Origin of the sequence: Dermacoccus sp. 147Ba, assembly GCF_004151355.1 — a bacterium.
GTDB classification, from domain to species: Bacteria; Actinomycetota; Actinomycetes; order Actinomycetales; family Dermatophilaceae; genus Dermacoccus; species Dermacoccus abyssi.
The window spans coordinates 16,957-36,205 of the sequence record NZ_SEHL01000003.1; the positions used below are offsets into that span (position 1 = coordinate 16,957).

General features: G+C 70.5%; 18 protein-coding genes, 1 tRNA gene and 1 pseudogene. 12 read left to right on the top strand and 8 right to left on the bottom strand.

Translation table 11 applies throughout. From position 1 onward, the window contains the following. Positions 1–33: 33 nt before the first annotated feature. Positions 34–756: a DUF998 domain-containing protein gene (locus EVU97_RS04555; protein ID WP_165357878.1), complete on the top strand. Its 723-nt coding sequence runs from the start codon at positions 34–36 to the stop codon at positions 754–756. A gap of 115 nt (positions 757–871) precedes the next feature. Here EVU97_RS04555 and EVU97_RS04560 read toward each other — a convergent pair whose 3' ends face one another. Further along, positions 872–2,455, bottom strand: coding sequence for a glycosyltransferase family 39 protein (locus EVU97_RS04560; RefSeq protein ID WP_165357879.1), 1,584 nt, complete (start codon positions 2,453–2,455; stop codon positions 872–874). A 38-nt stretch (positions 2,456–2,493) separates the two neighbouring features. Then, a complete protein-coding gene (locus tag EVU97_RS04565; RefSeq protein ID WP_129663910.1) occupies positions 2,494–3,708 on the bottom strand; it encodes a glycosyltransferase in 1,215 nt (404 codons plus the stop codon). Between the two features lie 327 nt (positions 3,709–4,035). Here EVU97_RS04565 and EVU97_RS04570 point away from each other — a divergent pair, with 327 nt between their 5' ends. From EVU97_RS04570 to crtI, 8 genes are all read left to right on the top strand, one after another. Continuing rightward, a complete protein-coding gene (locus EVU97_RS04570) occupies positions 4,036–4,995 on the top strand; it encodes a phytoene/squalene synthase family protein (RefSeq protein ID WP_129663912.1) in 960 nt (319 codons plus the stop codon). Between the two features lie 80 nt (positions 4,996–5,075). Then, complete coding sequence (locus EVU97_RS04575; protein ID WP_205744858.1) at positions 5,076–6,101, top strand: DUF5914 domain-containing protein; 1,026 nt, start codon at positions 5,076–5,078, stop codon at positions 6,099–6,101. A gap of 31 nt (positions 6,102–6,132) precedes the next feature. Beyond that, on the top strand, positions 6,133–6,603 hold the full coding sequence (locus EVU97_RS04580) for a lycopene cyclase domain-containing protein (RefSeq protein WP_165357880.1): 471 nt from the start codon (positions 6,133–6,135) through the stop codon (positions 6,601–6,603). A 1-nt stretch (position 6,604) separates the two neighbouring features. Then, positions 6,605–6,922 carry a lycopene cyclase domain-containing protein gene (locus EVU97_RS04585; RefSeq protein WP_255352605.1) on the top strand — a complete coding sequence of 106 codons (318 nt, stop codon included), beginning with the start codon at positions 6,605–6,607 and terminating at the stop codon, positions 6,920–6,922. Then, entirely contained in the window at positions 6,919–8,658 is a 1,740-nt protein-coding gene (locus EVU97_RS04590) for an FAD-dependent oxidoreductase (RefSeq protein ID WP_129663918.1), read from the top strand. Before EVU97_RS04585 ends, EVU97_RS04590 begins: the two co-directional genes overlap by 4 nt. After that, the gene (locus EVU97_RS04595; RefSeq protein WP_129663920.1) at positions 8,655–9,863 is read left to right on the top strand and encodes a polyprenyl synthetase family protein; all 1,209 of its coding nucleotides are present in this window, start codon (positions 8,655–8,657) and stop codon (positions 9,861–9,863) included. Before EVU97_RS04590 ends, EVU97_RS04595 begins: the two co-directional genes overlap by 4 nt. A gap of 55 nt (positions 9,864–9,918) precedes the next feature. After that, entirely contained in the window at positions 9,919–10,638 is a 720-nt protein-coding gene (gene idi, locus EVU97_RS04600) for an isopentenyl-diphosphate Delta-isomerase (RefSeq protein ID WP_240730130.1), read from the top strand. Then, a complete protein-coding gene (gene crtI / locus EVU97_RS04605; protein WP_129663922.1) occupies positions 10,635–12,116 on the top strand; it encodes a phytoene desaturase family protein in 1,482 nt (493 codons plus the stop codon). Before idi ends, crtI begins: the two co-directional genes overlap by 4 nt. Before the next feature lie 20 nt (positions 12,117–12,136). On the opposite strand, the gene EVU97_RS04610 is transcribed toward crtI, so the two are convergent. The 3 genes and pseudogenes from EVU97_RS04610 to EVU97_RS04620 form a co-directional block, all read right to left on the bottom strand. After that, entirely contained in the window at positions 12,137–13,033 is an 897-nt protein-coding gene (locus tag EVU97_RS04610; protein WP_129663924.1) for a diacylglycerol kinase family protein, read from the bottom strand. Then, positions 13,030–13,821 (bottom strand): annotated as a pseudogene (locus tag EVU97_RS04615) (FAD-linked oxidase C-terminal domain-containing protein); the annotation flags it as partial. The pseudogene EVU97_RS04615 and the gene EVU97_RS04610, both read right to left, overlap by 4 nt. Before the next feature lie 15 nt (positions 13,822–13,836). After that, a complete protein-coding gene (locus EVU97_RS04620) occupies positions 13,837–14,073 on the bottom strand; it encodes an FAD-binding oxidoreductase (RefSeq protein ID WP_129663928.1) in 237 nt (78 codons plus the stop codon). Positions 14,074–14,123: 50 nt separating this feature from the next. Here EVU97_RS04620 and EVU97_RS04625 point away from each other — a divergent pair, with 50 nt between their 5' ends. After that, on the top strand, positions 14,124–14,450 hold the full coding sequence (locus EVU97_RS04625; RefSeq protein WP_129663930.1) for a hypothetical protein: 327 nt from the start codon (positions 14,124–14,126) through the stop codon (positions 14,448–14,450). Here the strand turns inward: EVU97_RS04625 and EVU97_RS04630 are convergent. Continuing rightward, complete coding sequence (locus EVU97_RS04630; RefSeq protein WP_129663932.1) at positions 14,392–14,832, bottom strand: MarR family winged helix-turn-helix transcriptional regulator; 441 nt, start codon at positions 14,830–14,832, stop codon at positions 14,392–14,394. The two genes, EVU97_RS04625 and EVU97_RS04630, sit on opposite strands and share 59 nt — an antisense overlap. A gap of 124 nt (positions 14,833–14,956) precedes the next feature. On the opposite strand from EVU97_RS04630, the gene EVU97_RS04635 reads away from it, so the two are divergent. Next, on the top strand, positions 14,957–16,747 hold the full coding sequence (locus tag EVU97_RS04635) for an ABC transporter ATP-binding protein (RefSeq protein ID WP_129664358.1): 1,791 nt from the start codon (positions 14,957–14,959) through the stop codon (positions 16,745–16,747). Between the two features lie 222 nt (positions 16,748–16,969). Continuing rightward, the gene (locus EVU97_RS04640; protein ID WP_047310585.1) at positions 16,970–17,173 is read left to right on the top strand and encodes a cold-shock protein; all 204 of its coding nucleotides are present in this window, start codon (positions 16,970–16,972) and stop codon (positions 17,171–17,173) included. A gap of 111 nt (positions 17,174–17,284) precedes the next feature. Here EVU97_RS04640 and EVU97_RS04645 read toward each other — a convergent pair whose 3' ends face one another. Both EVU97_RS04645 and EVU97_RS04650 read right to left on the bottom strand, forming a co-directional pair. Further along, positions 17,285–18,784, bottom strand: a complete 1,500-nt coding sequence (locus tag EVU97_RS04645) for an LCP family protein (protein WP_052946789.1) — start codon at positions 18,782–18,784, stop codon at positions 17,285–17,287. Positions 18,785–19,111: 327 nt separating this feature from the next. Beyond that, positions 19,112–19,206, bottom strand: a tRNA-Ser gene (locus EVU97_RS04650). Positions 19,207–19,249: the final 43 nt, after the last annotated feature.

Below are 19,249 nucleotides of genomic sequence, written 5' to 3' on the forward strand. Positions count from 1 at the left end.
GGGGCTGGGCGGCTGCGGCCTACACTCCTCGACGTGTCCGAATCTCAGGGCGAGCCCTCGCACCCGCCGCTCCGAGTCGAGCGCCGTTGCGCTCGGCTCGAGCGTGTCGCGGCTGGGTTGCTCGTCCTCGGGCTCGTGCTGTGCGTGGGCGCGTACGTCGCGGCGGTGCATGCTCGGGGCGCGTCGTTCTCCTGGCGGCGCGCGATGATCAGCGACCTCGGACGCACGATCTGCCGCGACTGGCACGGATTCTGGGTCTGCTCGCCGCGCGCCGACCTCTTCAACGTCGCCGTCGGCGTCGCAGGAGCCTGCATCCTGGCGGCGGGCGTTCTGACGCGCGATCGACTCGGACGATTCGTGACGGCGGCGCTCGTCTGCCTCGGTGTCGGACTCGTGTGGGTCGCGGTCTTTCCCGCTGACGGAGCCATCGGGGTGCACATGGTGGGCGGCGTGCTCGCGCTGCCGGCGCCGTCCGTCCTATTGCTCGCACATGGGCTGGTGGGGGTGCGGTCGGCCGGCTCACGAGGGGATCACGAGCGGTTCGCGAGCGAGCGCGAGCCCCGTCACACGCTGACGCGCGTGCTCGGGGCGCTGGGTGCCGTGTCGTCGCTCATGAGTCTCGACCACGTCATGCCGGCGCCGGCGCCCATCCCGCGCGGGGTGGCGGAGGGCATCTCGTTGCTGGCGCTCGCAGTTGCCCTCGTCGTCGTGGCGTTCGACCTGCTGCGACGCCCGCGCGACATCACCGCACCCTGACACACCCCGCCTCCCTCGATGTTGCCCGGGTGTCACGGCGCTCGCGCCCCAAGAAGCGGGCAACATCGCGGCCTTGGACGCGCGCCGCGCGACACGAGGAGCAGGGGAGTGCGTCTCAACCGCCGAGGCGGCGCAACGTCGGCCAGACGGCGCCCCATCCTCCTCGAGGGTCGGAACATCGCAGCATCGTCGTGCCGTCGAGGCCGAACGAGTCGTGCGGCGCGATGAGCCGCCCGGCGGGGTCGCAGCGCGTGAACGCCGCACGGATACGGTGCTCGTCCCCGCCGACGGCGAGGACGTCACGCGTGCCCCCGCCGCTGCGTGGCGGCCCGAGGCTCCAGAGCGCGTTGTGCCACGAGGCGACGTCGGCACGCGGCACCCCGAGCGCAGGGCCGTACTGATGTGCAGCTCCGGCGAGGGCATACGAATCGGTGACGATGGCCGCACCCGTCGGACGGGCTGTCGCCATCTGAGCGGCGAGTGACGGCCAGTCGGTCTGGTCGCGCTGCATGGGGTCGAGGGCGGAGACGATGGAGAACGCCGGTGACGAAACGGGCGCGATCGGTAGGCAGATGAGGGCTGCGACGACGGCGTTCGCCGTCACGACGATGGGCGCGCGTCGCCACACGTGCTCCTCGTCCGCAGCCGCCCGCGCCCAGCCGACCGCGACAAGCGGCAAGAACACCGCGACCGCGTAGTAGGGCTGCGCTGGGGAGACGAGCGCGAACACAAGGACGATCGCGGCCATGGCGGCGAGCACCGGCCCGGTGCGCTGTTGTGGTGGGTCCGGGGCGATGCGTCCGGCGTGACCGTCGTCGATGGAGAATGGAGCGTTCGTGACGCCGCCGAACGCCTTGACGTGCCGACCGTCGTCGTGGCCGTCGTCAGCTCCGGGGTGGGCGGCGCGACGACTTCCCGGGTGCCACCACAACCCTCGCCATGCGACCCGGACGAACGGCGGTCCGACGAACACGACGAGCAGTGGCACGACGAGCCATCGGTTGAGCACCCCATGACGGGCGACGAGGTCGGCCGAGACGTCGAGCATCGGCACGCCGTGAACGATCTGCGCCCCCACCTGGAACCCGCCGACCGCGACGAGCAACGCGGCGCCGCACCAGGCGTCACGGGTGCGCAGCACCCACCGGGCGCACGCGGCGAGCGCGACGAAGGCCGCGGCGACGAGCACGAGGACGAGCAGCTTGTTCCAACATGCCACCCCAGCCGCCGCGCCGGCCCACGTCAGCGCATGGCGACGCCCCGTCAGCGCAGCGACGACACCGAGCACGACGAGCTGCCACGCGAGCAGATCGAGGCTCGCCGTCAGCATGACGTGCCCCATGAGCAGCGGATAGACGGTGAACGCATGCGCCCACGCGGCGATGCGCTGCACCCTCACATCAGCGCCGAGAAGCCGCGGAAACAGCCCCGCGACGAGCGCGCCCGCCCCCGCCGCGAGCGCGGCCGGCAGCCGTTGCACCCACACCGCGTCACTCACCGACGTCGCTGCGTGCGCGAGCCAGACGGTGAGCGGCGGCTGATCGTCGTACCACCACGCGGGCGGCAACATGCGAAAGTACAGCTCGTCGCCGTGAAAACCGTGGCGCGAAGCCGTCGCGAGCAGCACGATCATGACGGCCAGCGCTGCCGGAGCACCGGGGCGCCACCACGGCTGCGCCTCGACGAACCGCGCCGGCACACGCCACCTCGATGAACTCGACACGGACGGCGTCACGGTCATGCCCCGCCGATGAACTGTTCGAGGGCGGCGACGGCCACGCCCGCGCCGTCCTCGGTCGCCACCTGACGTCCGAGATCCGCTGCACGCTCGCGCATTCCAGCACTCAACGCCGCGCGCAGCCGACGCGTCAGCAACCCCGCGGTGAGCAGTCGGCGCGGCAGCGGCGCGGGTGCGGCGTCGAGCGTGTGGAGGCGGTGCGCCCAGTGGTACTGGTCGGCGAAGTGCGGGACGACGACGCTGGGCGCGCCCGCGGCGAGCGCGGTACCCGTCGTGCCCGACCCGCCGTGGTGGACGACGGCGCGCACCTGCGCGAACAGCGCGTGGTGCGGCTCGTCATCGATGCCGACGACGACGCCATCCGCCTCGCGCGGCGCACCGTCGAGCTGAACGAGAGCGCGCACGCCGAGTCGCCGGCACGCCTCGGTGACGACGTCGACGACGCGGCCCGGTGAGTTCTGGTGCATCGAGCCGAACCCGACGGCGATCCACTCGTCGCCGGAGGCGAGCAGCGCCCGGGTGCGCTCCGACAAGCCCTCGTGCGGCGCCTCGCGCCACCACCCCGTGACGACAGTGCGGGAGTCGTCCACCGGCTCGGCGAGCAGCGGGCTGTACGCGTGCAGCGAGCCAAGAGTCGCCGTCGTCAGGCCCGTGGGGTGGGCGGCGCGCAGGTCGAGTCGGCCGTCGGCCCATCCGCCGTCGACGCCCGCGAAGTACGGTTCGACGCGCCGCAGCGCTCCACGCGCGCGACGCCGCGCACCGGCGGGCAGCGTCCACGCGTACGGCAGCAGCGGCATCGGCCCGTCGAGCGTGTCGAACTCGGGCCACAGGTGCGCGCGGACGACGGGGACGTCGGCGCGCATCGCCTCGTCGACGGCGGCGATCGCGAAGCTCGAGGCGACGAGGACGTCGGCGCCCGCGAGCGCCTCACGCGTGGTCGGCCCGAACGACTGCAGGAACTCGGCGAACACGTTGCGCGTGCGGTTGAGCGCGCGCAGATCACCACGCCGCAGTGCGGTGCCCGCCGGGCCGGCGAGGAGGGCACCCGGATCGCTCGCCACCGTCACGACGCGCGGGCCGTCCGGCATGACGTGCGCGAGCGACGCGTGGGTGACGACGGTGACGTCGTGCCCACGGGCGACGAGACGCGCGGCGAGCACCCCGAACGGGACGGCGTCGCCGCGGCTGCCGGCGGCGGCGATGACGACCCTCATGCAGCTTGCTCCGACGGGTGAACGCACGGGGTTTCGGTGCTCGCGTCGCGTTCGCGCGGGCGTCGGAATCGCATGGCACACCTTCGAATAGCCGGACGGGTGCCCTCATCGTAGTGCCGCCACGACGGCACGAACGGGCCCGCAGAGTCGCCGCGGCACGGTCGCAAATGCCAACCCCCATGGTCGAATTCCGTGATTTTCCATCGCCTCCGGGGCGCTCGCATCGGCGCGTCGGCGGCTATGCTCATGGTTCGGACCCGCGAGCAGGTCCCCCTCACCTGCGACCGGCCGGTGGACGTTCACACCCCGCCACCCGTGGAGGCACTCGTGACAGACCCCGAGGCCCTCCTCACGCATGGCTACCGCCAGGCGCGCGACATCACCCGCGCGCACGGCACGACGTACTACTGGGGGACGCTGTTCCTGCCGCCGCAGCAGCGCCGCGACGTCTACGGCCTGTACGCCCTGTGCCGCCTGGCCGACGACATCGTCGACGAGCCCGAGAAGGCCACCGGGCATGGCCTCGACGCATCGTTGCCGCCGGGGGAGCGTCTCGCGCAGTTCGAACATCGCTTTCAGGCCGACCTCGCCGCGGGGCGCAGCGACGACCCGTTGTTTGCCGCCATCGTCGACACCGCCCGGCGTCTCGACCTCGATTCCGGTTGCTACGACCGCTTCTTCGGCGCCATGCAGCTCGATCTCGTCCGCACGTCGTGGGCGTCGTGGCCTCAGCTGCGCGACGAGTACATGGAGGGCTCGGCAGCCGTCATCGGCGAGATGATGCTGCCTGTGCTGCGCCCGCGCTCGCGGGAGGCCGCGTTCGCTCCGGCCCGCGCGCTGGGGCTCGCGTTCCAGCTGACGAACTTCCTGCGCGATGTCGGCGAAGACCTCGAACGCGGTCGCGTCTACCTGCCCGCCGACGAACTCGCCGCGCACGGCGCCGACCCGTGGCTGCGCCGCGTCACCCCGCAGTGGCGCGCGTTCATGGCCGAGCAGATCGCCCGAAACCGCGCGCTGTTCCACGACGCCGAAGCCGGTCTGCCGCACCTGCCGGCCTCGTCGCGACGGTGCGTCGGCGCGGCGCTCGCGATGTACTCACGCATCCTGTGCCTCATCGAGGCGGCCGACTACGACGTGTTCAGCACGCGCCACCGCGTCTCCGCAGCACGCAAGAGCGCCATCGCGGGAGCCGTCGTCGTCACCGGACGCGCCCGAACTGCGGCGCCGGTCGCGCCCTCGTCACCGGCCGCGGTCGACAGGACAGGCGTGACGTCGTCCGCGTCATGAGCGAGGCGCACCCGACGATGGAGACCGACTCGACCCACCGCACCCCCCTCGCCCACCCAAACTCGCCGAAGGAGCCGCAGTTGAGACGCCCGCCCCGCAACCGCGCCGAGCTGCGTGCCGAGATCGCGCGGCGCAACCCGATCCGACGCGTCCCCCAGCCGCCGGAGGAGCAGATCCGCTCGACGTGGCGTCAGGCTGCGGTGCCCCGCATCGAGCGGATGCTGGCGCGCGCCCTCGCCCAGGACGCGGGTGGCTGGCACGTCGCGGCGGCGAGCACGGACGTCGTCGCGGGGCGTTCGACGGTGCGCACGATCCTCGGACGCGAGATCGCGTTGTGGCGCGGCGACGACGGCTCGGCGCTCGCGGGACCGGGCGCGTGCCCGCACATGGGTGCGCTGCTGGAGAACTGCCACACCGATGACGGCGACGTGCTGTGCCGCTGGCACGGGCTGCGGCTGCCGAGCGAGTGGCCGGGCGAATGGCTCACCTACCCCGCGCACGACGACGGCGTCCTGTTCTGGGTGCGGTTGCCCAGCGACGGTGAGACGCCGAGCGCCGCGCCGGTGCTGCCCGCGCGCGCTCCACTCGACGAGGCGCTCGTCGCGGTCTACACGCGTGAAGCGCGGTGCGAGACGTCCGACGTCATCGCGAACCGTCTCGACCCGTGGCACGGGGCCTGGTTCCACCCTTACGCGTTCAGCCACCTCGTCGTCGACGAGGACGCGAGCGACGACGACTGCCTGGTCACCGACGTGACGTTCCGCCTCAACCACACCTACGGCGTGCCGGTGCGCGCGGCGTTCACGTGCGCCGACAGCCGCACGATCACGATGACGATCATCGACGGCGAGGGCGTCGGCAGCACCGTCGAGACTCACGCGACGTGCGTGCAGCCGGCGAGCGCCGAGCAGCCGGCTCACAGCGTCATTCACGAGGCGACGATCGCGCACTCCGAGCGCCCCGGTTTCCGTGCAGCGCGGGCGTTCGCACCGCTCATCCGCCCGCTCGTGCTGCGCACGCAGGGCCAGTTGTGGGTCGACGACCTCGAGTACGCGGAGCGTCGCTACGAACTGCGTTCGGGTTTCGCGCGGGACGGGCAGTCGTGACGGCGGCCGACGTCGTGGTGGGGTGGGCGACATGAGCCTGCCCGCGTCCTGGGATCCCTATCAGTACCTGCTGCTCATGGGTGGATGCCTGCTCATCACGCTGCCGCTCGAACTCGTCCTGCGCGCCCGCGTGTACTCGCGCCCGCGACGATTGCTCGCGGCGCTGCTGCCCGTCGTCGTGCTGTTCAGCGTGTGGGACATCGTCGGCATCGTGCGTGATCACTGGTCGTACTCGCCGCGGTTCACGTCGGGTTGGGATGTGCCGCTCACCCCGATGCCGATCGAGGAGCTCGTGTTCTTCGTCGTCATCCCGATCTGCGGGTTGCTGACGTACGGAGCCGTCGGGTTCTGCCTGCGCCTGCTCGCCGCGTGGCGCTCGAGCGGGAGCGCGAGAAGTGCTCTCGCCCGGGTCGATTCGGACGGGCGGGCGGGCGAGGGACGCCATGTGGCGGCTGATGGCTCGTCCGCGCGAGGCGATCATCGCCCGTCGGGGGAGGTGTGACGTGCCCGAGTACACCGTGCTGACCGTCGCGTCGATGATCGGCGTCGTCGCTCTCGAAGGGCGTTGGCGCACCGGCATCTTCACCTCGGCGCGCTACTGGTGCTCGATGGTCATCGTGTTCACGTTCCAGATCCTCGTCGACGGTTGGCTGACGAAGTTGAGCGACCCGATCGTCCTCTACGGGCGTGATCAGTTCCTCGGCATCCGCTTTCCGTGGGACATCCCGATCGAGGACTTCGGCTTCGGTTTCTCGATGGTGACGCTGACGATCCTGCTGTGGGAACACCACGGCCGTCGTCGAAAGGAGAACGCACGATGAGCGCGACGATCGAGGCCTTCACGGCAGGGCTGCGACGAGTGCCGCCGTGGCGCCCCGGACGTGATGCGGCGGCCGAACGGCATGAGCCTGACGGTCGGGGCGGCACTGCTGCGTCGAGGGTGCCGGACGCCGCGGCCCCCCACGTCGTCGTCGTGGGTGGTGGGATCGCCGGCATCAGCGCTGCCGTCGGGCTGGCCGAGCGCGGCGTGCGCGTCACGCTCATCGAGGCAGAGAGCAGCCTCGGTGGCCGAGTGCGCAGCTGGCCCGTCGACGTGCCGACCCCGGGCGCTGACGCGTCGGGCGCCCCGGACGATCGAGCGACGATGAGCCGCGGGTTTCACGCGTTCTTCCGCCAGTACTACAACCTGCGCGCGCTGCTGCGCCGCGTCGACCCGAGCCTCGAATGCTTGCGCCCCGTCGCGGACTACCCGCTACGTCACGCGGACGGTACGCAGGATTCGTTCACGCAGATCGCGACGCGGCCGCCGCTCAACTTCCTGTCATTCGTCGCCCGCAGCCCCTCGTTCGGTCTGCGCGACCTCACGCGCGTCGACGCCCACCGCGCCCTCGACCTGCTCGACGTCGATTTCCCCGCCACGTATTCGCGCTACGACGGGGTGAGCGCCGCCGACGCCCTCGACGCGCTGCGATTCCCCGAACGCATGCGCTCGCTCGCGCTCGAGGTGTTCGCACGCAGCTTCTTCGCCGACCCGCGCGACTTCTCCGCCGGCGAACTCGTCGCCATGTTCCACATGTACTTCCTCGGTTCCGGCGAGGGGCTGCTGTTCGACGTCAGCCGCGACGACTTCGACACGACGATGTGGCGACCGCTGCGCTCCTACCTCGAAGGCCTCGGCGCGCACGCCGTGACGGGTTGTCGCGTCGAGTCGATCGAGCGCGACGGCGAGGGTTTCCGTGTCAGCGCCGGCGCGGCTGCTGCGGGTGCCGACGACGCGAGTCGCGGCCGCATTGACTTCGCCATTGACCGTGACGATGCCCATGGCTCGCTCCGCGCCGACGCCGTCGTCATCGCGACGAGTCGTGACGTGCTGCAGCGTCTCGTCGACGGCACCGACCTCGGCGACGAGGCCTGGCGTGCGTCCGTGCTGACCGGGGAGATGGCGCCTCGTTTCATCGTGCAGCGACTGTGGTTCGACCGCCCCGTCGCGGCGGGCAGCGCGCCGTTCGTCGGCACGGCCGCGTACGGCCATCTCGACAATGTCTCGCTCGTCCACGACCTCGAGGACGGCGCCGCGCAGTGGGCCAAGCGGTGCGGCGGCAGCGTCGTCGAACTGCATGCTTACGCGGTGCCCAACGACGTCACCGATGACGAAGTGCTCGCCGACCTACGACATCAGCTCGACCGCCTGCACCCTGAGCTCACCGGGTGCGAGCCGGTGCACGAGGAGGTGCTCGTCGAGGCCGATTGCCCCCTCGCCGGTACGGACGAGTGGGCCGCGCGCCCGGGCGTCGTCACGCCGCAGCCGAAGCTCGTCCTCGCCGGTGACGGCGTGCGCTGCGAGCTGCCCGTCGCGCTCATGGAGCGGGCGGCGACGACCGGTTTCCAGGCCGCGAACGCGTTGCTGCGCCACTGGGGGCTGCCCGGGCACGAGCTGTGGAGCGTGCCGACGCGGGCGCGGTTCCCGCGCTCGCTGCGCGCCGCCCGTGCGGCGCTGCGCCTGCGCGAGCGTGGCCTCGCGACGGTAGGTCGCGATTCGTCAGGGCGTGGCCGATGAGCGGACGGCAGAACGACGTCGCCCTCGACGCCGGACGTTCCGGGCTCGAAGGACTCGGGCGTGAGCGGCGCGCCGCGGGACGCTGCGACACCGAGAGCCGAGATGGAGGACGCCGCAGCGACGCGTGCCGTCTCACCGATGCCGCCAGCTTTCTCGACGCCGTGCAGGCACGCGTGGCCGAGAGCCTTGCCTTCGCGGCCGACGCCGGCGGTGTGGTGACGGCCGGACTGCCCTCGTCAGCGCTGGTCGAGGCATCGTCGCTCGAGACGCTCGTGCGTGATCTTCTCGCAGCCGGCGGCAAACTCGTGCGGCCCCGGCTCGTCCGCCTCGGGTACCTCGCGGCGCTCGAGTGCACCAACCCCGACGACGACCCCGCGACCACCGACGCTGTCGTTCGTGTCGCTGCGGCGTTCGAGTTGTTGCACCTGTTCGGGTTGCTGCAGGACGACGTCATGGATGCCTCCGACACGCGACGCGGCGCTCCGACCGCGCACCGCCGGGTGAGAGCCGCCGCAGCTCAGCCCGACGGCCCCGACGCTGCGCGCCTCGGCGACAGCGTCGCCGTCCTCGCCGGTGATCTCGCGTTCGCGCTCGCGAACCGCCTCGTCCGCGCTCTGCCGGAGCACGTGGCCGACGCGTGGGACGCAGCGGTCGTCGAGCTCGTCACCGGGCAGCGGCTCGACCTCGTCTTCGCCGCCGAGGCACGCCTCGACGAGGTGAGCACACGCCGCGTCGCGCACGCAAAGTCGGGCGCGTACACGGTGCAGCGCCCCCTCGAGATCGGCGCGTTGCTCACCGGCGAGAGCGCGCCACCGGCGTGGCTGAGCCGATTCGGCGCCGCGCTCGGTGAGGCGTTCGCGCTCGCCGACGACATCATCGGCCTGTGGGGCGAACCCGCCGTCACGGGCAAACCGGCGGGCGAGGATCTGCGCGAACGCAAGCCGACGACCGTCCTCGGCCTCGCCGACTCGGCCCTCGACGGTGAGCTGACGCGACGCTTGGCGCCGGGTCGCGAACCACTCGACGAGGCCGAGACACACGCCTGGTTGCAGCGCCTCGACGTGGCGGGCGTGCGCGCGCAGGCCGTCGCCCGCATCGCCGAGCGCCACGCTGACGCCCTCGATGCTCTCGCGGCGCTGCCGCAGGGCGCGGTGCGTGACGAACTCACGCGTTTCGCGGACGAACTGGCGGTGCGCGATGCGTGAACGTCATCAGGATCATCCAGCACCTCACGCCGACGACTCGAAAAAAGCACCCCCGATGCGCGAGACGCCGATGATCGACGCACCCGACAAGCCAGCGGAAGCGACGTTCGGTGCCGCGCCCGCCGCTCCTCCTACGGGTGTGCCGGCCGCGACCGACGACGTCGTCGTCCTGCTCGACGATGACGGCGCCGCGATCGGCACGTGCCCGCGCGCCGAGGTGCACACCCGTGACACGCCGCTGCATCGCGCCTTCTCGAGCTACCTGCTCGACGACGCGGGTCGCCTGCTGCTCACCCGTCGCGCGCTGACGAAGGTCGCGTGGCCGGGTGTGTGGACGAACACCTGTTGCGGGCATCCGCGCCCCGACGAACCCACGCAGGACGCGGTGAGCCGGCGCGTGCGTGAAGAGCTCGGGCTGGATGTGACGCAGTTGCGTGTCGTCCTGCCGAGCTACCGTTACCGCGCGGTCGACGCGTCCGGCATCGTCGAGCACGAGATCTGCCCGGTGCTCGTCGGGCGCATCGACCCGGCGCAGCTCGAACCGCACCCCGACGAGGTATGCGAGTGGGCCTGGATCGCCTGGCCCGACGCGGTCCACCTCGCGCGTCGCACTCCGGCGCTGCTCAGCCCGTGGGCGGCCGAGCAGATCGTGCTGCTCGCCGAGCAGCTGGGGGAGAATGGACTCTCGCCGCTCGCGCTCCCGCACGATGAGACCGCGCACGAGCACACGCAGCATGAAGAACACGAACCCCTCGATGAGAAGGATCTCGCATGAGTCGCGTCGTCGTCATCGGAGCCGGCCTCGCCGGCCTGGCCGCAGCCTGTCATCTGCGCGGCGCCGGGCACGACGTCGTCATCGTCGAGAAGCAGACGCAGGCGGGTGGGCGCGGTATCCGCCTCGAGCGGGACGGGTTCACGTTCGACACCGGCCCGACCGTCCTGACGATGATCGATCTCGTCGACGAGGCCCTCGCGCGGATCGGCGTCGGCGTGCACGACGTGCTCGACCTGACGCTGCTCGACCCCGCCTATCGCGCCTGCTACGCGGACGGCTCGACGATCTTCGTCCGTCACGGTCATGAGGCGATGCGCGAGGAGATCGCGCGCGAGTGCGGCGCGAAGGACGCGGCGGCGTTCGACGACTTCGTCGCGTGGCTGCGGCGGCTGTACGAGGTCGAGATGCCGCACTTCATCGACGCGAACTTCGACTCACCGCTCGACCTGCTGCGCAACCCGGCTGCAGCCGCGCGGCTCGTGAGGCTCGGCGGGTTCCGTCACCTCGGGCCCGTCATCCGCGAGCGCTTCGACGACGAACGCCTGCACCGCATCTTCTCGTTCCAGGCGATGTATGCAGGTCTCGCGCCGGAGAAGGCGCTCGCGCTGTACGCCGTCATCACGTACATGGACTCGATCGAGGGTGTCTGGTTCCCGGCCGGCGGCATGCGCGAGGTGCCCGAGGCGATGGCGCGTGCGCTCGGGCGCACAGGCGTCGAACAGCGCTACGACACGACGGTGACGCGCATCCTCACCCGCGCTGACGGCGCCGTCGCCGGGGTCGAGATGTCCGGCCCGAGTGGTGACGAGCGCCTGCCGTGTGACGCGATCGTCTGCACGACCGACCTGCCCATCGCCTACCGGACGCTGCTCGACGACCTCGAACCGCCGGCCGTCCTGAAGCGTGCGACGTACTCGCCGTCCGCGGTCGTCTGGCACCTCGGGGTCGAGGGTGTGCCGAGCGACGTCGCGCACCACAACATCCACTTCGGCACGGCGTGGGAGGAGTCGTTCGACGATCTGCTCGTGCGCGGCACGCGGATGCAGGATCCGTCGCGGCTCGTCACCATTCCGTCTCGTGACGACGCCACCGCCGCGCCGGAGGGTTGTTCGACGTTGTACGTCCTCGAGCCCGCACCCAACCTCGCCGTCGGGCGTGTCGACTGGGCGGCCGAGCGGCCGCGCATGAAGGAGGAGCTGCTCGCTTTCCTCGATGACGCCGGCTACCCGACGACGATCGTCACCGACGAGTTCGTCGATCCCACCGGCTGGCAGGCGCAGGGTATGGCCGCGGGAACGCCGTTCGCGCTCAGCCACACGTTCCTGCAGACCGGCCCGTTCCGCCCGCCGAACGTCGAACGCCGCCGCCCCGGCGTATTCTTCGCCGGTTCCGGCACCGTGCCGGGTGTCGGCGTGCCGATGGTGCTCGTCAGCGGCAAACTCGCCGCGGCGCGCGTCGAGGCCTACGTCGGGCGCTGACGGTTCGACGCTCAGGCGTCTCAGGGCGCTGGCACGATGACGCGCAGGGCGTCGGGCAGCGCAAGGAACGTCGTCGGCGACGCCTCGAGCAGGTCGCCGTCGGCATAGACATCCCCGACGTGGGGCGTGATGACGCGGATGTCGCGTCCGCGCAGCGCTCGAACACGTACCCCGTCGACATGGGTGCCGCGAAACAGGCGCGGCAGCATCGCCGGGTAGCGCCAGCGTGGGATGTCGGTGACGACGGTGACGTCGAGCAACCCGTCGCTCATCGACGCGTCGGGGTTGACGCGCATCCCGGCGCCGAATCGCCCCGAGTTGCCGATCGCGACGTTCCACCCGGTGAACTCGTGCGTCACCCCGTCGACGACGAGCGTCAACGGTCGCGGCAGCGCGTGCACGAGCGTTCGAGCGCCGCCGTAGGCGTAGACGAGCGAACTCGGCACCGCGCGCGGAGCGTCGTTGGCGTACGTGTTCGCCATCGAGTCGTAGCCGAGCGTCGCCACGCCGAGGAAGACCGTGGCGGTCGACGGGCCGCCGTCGCCGGCCAGTCCGACGTCGAGGCGGCGTTCGCGCGCGACGGCGAGCAGCTGCGCGACGCGTCGCACGTCGCCCGGGCCCGCGAGCGCGCGGACGAGGTCGTGCCCACGCCCCGCGGGCAACGGCGCCATGAGGCAGCCGCTGACGACGGCGCCCGCGGCCACCCGCCCGTAGAGCCCGTCGCCGCCGAGCGTGACGAGCAGGTCGTCGACGCTCGCGTCGGCGGCGACCTGCGACGCGTGGTCCGCCGACCGCGTGACCACGACGTCGACGCGCCAACCGTGCGCGCGCAGGATGTCCGTCACCGGATCGATCATGCGCAGAGTTGCACCCTTGCGCGCAGCCGGGTTGACGACCAAGGTGACGGGCCGCGTCATGAGGCCCCGGCCTCGCACGCGTCGGGGGCGTCGTCGACCGGCGGAACGAGCTTGCCGGGGTTGAGGATTCCGACCGGGTCGAGCTTGTTCTTCACCGCGCGCAGGATGCGCGCGCCGAGCTCGCCCATCTCGTCAGCGGCCCAGGCGCGGTGGTCGGTGCCGACGGCGTGATGGTGCGTGATCGTGCCACCGTGCGCCGCGATGACGTCGCTCGCGGCCGTCTTGACGCGGCGCCACTGGGCGAGCGGGTCGCTCTCCTCGCGGCAGAAGAACGTGTAGTAGAGCGAGGCGCCGCCGTCGTAGAGGTGCGAGACGTGGCACTGGACGACGGCGTGCGGGCCGACCTCGGCACTACTGATCGCATCGCGCACCGCGCGGTAGAGCGTCGGCAGGTTCGCCCACGTCGTCGCCGTCTCGAGCGTCTCGACGAAGATGCCGCGATCCATGAGGTGGTCGCGCTGGTAGGGCCCGCGGAAGCGGTGGCTGATCCAGTGCTCGGCGATCGCCGCGGGCGCACGTCGCGCACCCGACGCGCGCAGCACGCGGTGCGCCTGTCGCCGGCGCCGACGCAGGGTGGTGCGGTCGGTGTCCTCCCAGCGCAGCACCCCGAACGACGGCTCGCGGGCGCCGCGCGCGGCGAAGGTCGCCATCGCCGCGAGCCCTTGCGCCGACTGGGCCAGGATCGTGCGTGATTCCTCACCGTCGGAGAGGCGGCTGACGTCCGGCATGACGCCGTGGCCGAGATCCTGCGCGAGCGCCCGGAACGCGTCGAACCCGTCGGTGAACGAGTCGAACGCCCAGGTCTAGTAAGCGAACTCGGTCGGTCCCTCGTGCAGCTGCAGCGTCATCTCGGTGATGACGCCGAGCGTGCCCTCGCTGCCGATGAGTACGTCGATGAGCTTCGGCCCGGCGGCCGTCGCCGAGCTGGGAGTGCGCCCGCCGAGCGTCAGCTCGCCCTCGGGCGTGGCGAGGGTGACGGCGACGACGTTCTGCTCGAACCGTCCGTACCCGGAGGACGCTTGCCCGGAGCTGCGCGTCACGAGATATCCGCCGAGCGTTGCCTGCTCGTAGCTCTGCGGGAAGTGTCGGCATGTCGATGCTCGTCTCGCCCCTGACGGGCACCGTCCTCGCCGCCGCGCCGTCCGGACGCTCCGGCCTGGCGAGCGGCATCAACAACGCCGTCTCGCGTACGGCCGGCCTCGTCGCCGTCGCGGCCCTGCCGATGCTCGTCGGTCTCGTCGGCAGCGCCTATCAGGACGGCGAAAGCGTGGCCGAGGCGTTCGGCACCGCCATGTGGTGGTGTGTCGGCTCGGTCCTGCTGGGCGCGATGGCCACCGCCGTCGGCCTGGAGAGCGACGTCAGGCGTCGAGCATCTTCGTCAGCAGAGCACGCAGGAGTTCCTGCTCATCACCCGTGAGGTGGCGAGTGAGCTCGTGGGTCTGCTCCGCGCGGACCGCGCCGATCTCCTGGCGTAGCGCGCGCCCGGCGTCCGTCAGCGTCAACGCCGTGGCGCGCCGGTCGCTGGGGGAGGGGTGACGTTCGACGAGCCCGCGCTCCTCGAGGGCGTCGACGACCTCCGTCGCCGAGCGTGCCGAGATGTCGAGTCGTGCCGCGATCGACGAGGGGCGCACCTCGCCGTCGCCGGAAAGCCGCTCGATCATGGCGAGCGCTCGCGACAGCTGGGGCGTGATGCCATACGGCTCGAGCGAGTCGAGATGGGCTCGGCGCATCCGGCGGGCCGTGAGAGCCAGAAGGCTCGCGAGGTCCGACTCGTGCGTCGGCCGGGAATGAATCGCCATGGCACGATTGTTACATCCCCGGATAGTGAGGCAACCTCACTAAAGCCGAAAGGACGTGATCACCACGACCAGCCAACCGAACCCCCACGGCCCGGGCCCCGGCCACGGCGCCGGCCGCTCCGGCATGCGCGTGAGCAAGGCTGACATCGCCCAGCTCGACGCCCACCCCGTCTCCATGCGCCGCATCACGCGGCTCTTCGCGCCGCACCGCGTGTCCATGGCCGTCGTGCTCGCGATCATCGTCGTCAGCGCCGTCATCGCGCTCGCGCCGCCGTTCCTCACCAAGCACCTCATCGACGACGCCATTCCGCACCAGGACGTGCCGCTGTTGCTCACGCTCGTCGGCGGCATCCTGGCCGTCACGATCGTCACGCAGCTTCTCGGCGTCGTGCAGACCTGGCTCGCCACGCGCACCGGCCAGCGCGTCATGCACACGCTGCGCACCGACCTGTTCTCCCACCTGCAGCGCCAGCCCCTCGGGTTCTTCACCCGCACGCGCGGCGGCGAGCTGCAGAGCCGCCTGACCAACGACATCAACGGCATGCAGGGCGTCGTCACGGACGCCGCCACGTCGATCGCGAGCAACGTGACGACCGTCATCGGCACCGCGATCGCGATGGCCGTGCTCAGCTGGAGGTTTTCGCTCATCAGCCTCGTCGTCCTGCCGCCGGCCATCTGGCTGACGCGCCGCGTCGCGCGTCTGCGACGCGCGGTTCAGTCGAAGGCGCAGGGAACGCTCGCCGACATGCAGACCCAGATCGAGGAGGGCCTGTCCATCAGCGGTGTCGTGCTCGCCAAGACGATGGGCGCGGGCCCGCAGCTCAGCACCCGCTTCACGCGCTCGTCCGCGACGCTCACCGAACTCGAACTCCAGGCCCAGATGGCCGGACGCTGGCGCATGGGCACGATGTCGATCATCTTCGCCGTCATCCCTGCACTCATCTACCTCGCGGCCGGCCTCCCCGCCACGGGTGGTGGCATGACGATCGGAACGCTCGTGGCCTTCACCGGTCTGCAGTCCGCGCTCTTCCGCCCGCTCATGGGCGTGCTCAACGTCGGCATCCAGCTGACGACGAGCAAGGCGCTGTTCAGCCGCATCTTCGAGTACCTCGACATGCCCGTGGCCATCGCCGACCCGGCCGAGCCGGTTCGCCTCGAGCCTGACGCCGTGCGCGGCGAGGTGCGCTTCGACCACGTCACTCTGCGCTACCCCGGCGCTGACCGACCCGCGCTCGACGACGTCGACCTCACCGTGCCTGCCGGCTCCAACGTGGCCGTCGTCGGCGCCACCGGCTCGGGCAAGTCCACGCTGGCGGCACTCGTCAGCCGGTTGCACGACCCCGACGCGGGCAGCGTGCGGATCGACGGCGTCGACCTGCGCGACATGACGCTCGCCGACGTGAGCGACCTCGTCGGTGTCGTCGTCCAGGAGCCCTACCTGCTCCACGCGACCATCGCCGAGAACCTGCACTACGCCAAGCCCGACGCCACGGACGACGAGATCGTCGCCGCCGCGAAAGCCGCCGCCATCCACGACGTCGTCGCCGGTCTGCCCGGCGGGTACGACACCGTCGTCGGCGCTCGCGGACACCGTTTCTCCGGCGGCGAGAAGCAACGCCTGGCGCTGGCGCGCACTCTGCTGCGCAACCCGCCGATCCTCGTCCTCGACGAGGCGACGAGTGCGCTCGACACCCGTACGGAACGCTCCGTCCAGGACGCTCTGGAGCGCCTGAGCGCGGGCCGCACGACCCTGACGATCGCCCACCGTCTCTCCACCGTCCGCGATGCCGACCGCATCGTCGTCATGGACGCGGGACGGATCGTCGAGGCCGGCACGCATGCCGAACTTCTCGCCCGTGGTGGGCGCTACGCGGAACTCGTTGCGGCAGCCGACCACGAGGAGCTGGCAGCCTGAGGCCGAACGGGTGCCGCCCGTCGCTGTGCGGTCATGCACTGTTCACGTTTGCGGGCGTCGCGCATGAGCCTCGGGGAGGCGGCGCGTGTTAGCGTGATGGTGGTTGCTTTGCAGTACCTCGGTTTTTCCTGTTGTTTCAACCTCAGGCGCCTATGGCATGCACATCAGCCTGAGTTTCAAAAGTTGAAGCTCAACGCAACACGATAGATAGAGGGATTTCCCATGGCACAGGGCACTGTGAAGTGGTTCAACGCTGAAAAGGGCTTCGGCTTCATCGAGCAGGACGGCGGCGGCGCTGACGTCTTCGTTCACTACTCGGCCATCCAGACCAACGGCTACCGCTCGCTCGACGAGGGTCAGCGCGTCGAGTTCGAGATCACGCAGGGCGACAAGGGCCCGCAGGCCTCGAACGTCACCTCTGCCTGATATCAGGTAGACCTCACGAAGGCCCCAGCCGGTTCGGCTGGGGCCTTCGTCGTGCCGGATATCTCGTCACTTCGGGATCAGCTGTGGAGCGTCCTCGTCGAGGTCGTGCGATCAGCAGGTGGAGGTCGTGTCGCTCACAGGCTCCTCGGTGGTCGAGGTGCTCGTCGAGGGCGTGGTCGAGCTGGACGTCGACGTCTTCTTCGGTGCGGGCTTCTTCGTGGCCTTCGGACGCTCCAAGCCCTTCTTCACGAGCGAGCGCACCTTGTCGTAGTCCGGGTTGCTGTCGCTGATGATCGGGTAGGCCAGATTGACGCTCTTCATCTGGCCCTTCTTCATCGTGTTGGCCAGATCAGCGAGGTCGGGGAGCTGGTCCTGGGGGAGGTCGAGGAGGATGTTCTCCTTGGCCACCTTCATGATGTCGGGGAAGCGCTGGACCATCTGGAACGGGTTGGTCTGGCTGACCAGAGCGTTGACCATGCAGCGCTGACGGCGCATGCGGTCACCGTCGCCCGTCTCGACCCGGCTGCGCGCGTACCAGAGGGCCTGCTGACCGTCGAGGTGCTGCTCACCCTCGGGGATGCGCCCGGTGATCCCCGTCTTCACGCCGTTGACGATCTTGCCGCCGATGGCGATCCCGCCGGGCGGAATCGTCATGTCCACGCCGCCCATGGCATCGACGAGATCCTGGAAACCCTCGAGGTTGATGACGGTGGAGTAGTCGATCTCGAGGCCGGTGATCTCCGTGACGACATCGCGTGTCGAGTTGAGGCCGGCGTACTGCTGACCCTTGAACAGCTCGGGGTGCTGCACGGTGGCCTCGGTCCACACGGCATCCATGATGCACTGCTCGCTCGCGCCACGGTCCGGGCAGGTGAATCCGTCCGGGTAGAGGTCGTGCAGCGGGTTGGACGTGGGGAACGGCACCTTCTGCCAGTTGCGCGGGATGCTGATGAGGGTCGTGTCGCCGGTCTTCGTGTCGACGGAGGCGACCATGACGGAGTCGGTACGCACCTCGAAGCGATCCTTGCCCGCATCCGAACCGACGAGGAGGAAATTGACACGTTCGTGCCGCTTGAACGCGTTCTCCTTCGCGCTCTGGCCGCCGCCGTTCTTGATGAAGATCGAACCGAAGGCGTCCTGCGTCACCGTGACGTACCGGACTGCCTCAGCGGCAGGGAGCGTGACCGCGAGGCACATGAGCGCGGTGAAGCCCTTGAAGACGGTCTCGCCGCGGCGCGACCACGCCGTCATGTGTGTCGTGCGCGCCGTGAGCACGATCGAGAACAGCCACAGCAGGATCGCGCCGATCGTGACGGCGAGGGCGATCTTGAGGCCCTTCGCCGTGAGCACGTTCGCCGCACCGGTGATGAGCCCACCACCGACGAGCACGACGGCCAACGTGAGGAGTGCGAGCAACGTGAACGCCGCCAGCAGAATGCCCAGGCGGCGGCGGCGCGTCCACACCAGCCCCAGCCCCGGCAACAGCGTGCTCAGGAAGGTCAACGACAAGCTGCGGCGCAACGACGCCCGACGGCGCTGACGCTCACCCGAGCGAGTTGCCTCACGGAGCCCCTCCGGCCCCGAATGGCTCGCGTACGAGTCGTGCGTCATGTGAAGATCCCCAATAGCTGACCGCCCGTCGGAGCCACCGGCCCGGCGAACTTGAAAAGTGCTGCTCACCATGATGAAGGACGAACCTGGGAAAGTCTCAATCCGGTGACGATCAGGTTCTGAGAGTTCGCTGGAGGTGCTGCGCTGGTGTGTCGCACCTCGGTCTCGTTCCCTGAGGCGGAGGGAGCCGTCGTCCGGGCGCGGGCTCGCTTCGCTCACGGGCGCCCGGACTCCTCCCAAATCCCCGTGCTTTCATCAGCGAATGTGAAGGGCCCCTCCCCAGGGCGACTTCGTCGCTGATCCTGGGGAGGGGCCCTTCACATTCGCTGGCGGAGGCGGAGGGATTTGAACCCTCGATGGGGCTATAAACCCCAAACCCGCTTAGCAGGCGGGCGCCATAGACCGGACTAGGCGACGCCTCCTCCACGAGCAGTAAGCACTGCAAGCCCTGAAAGGGTATCGGAC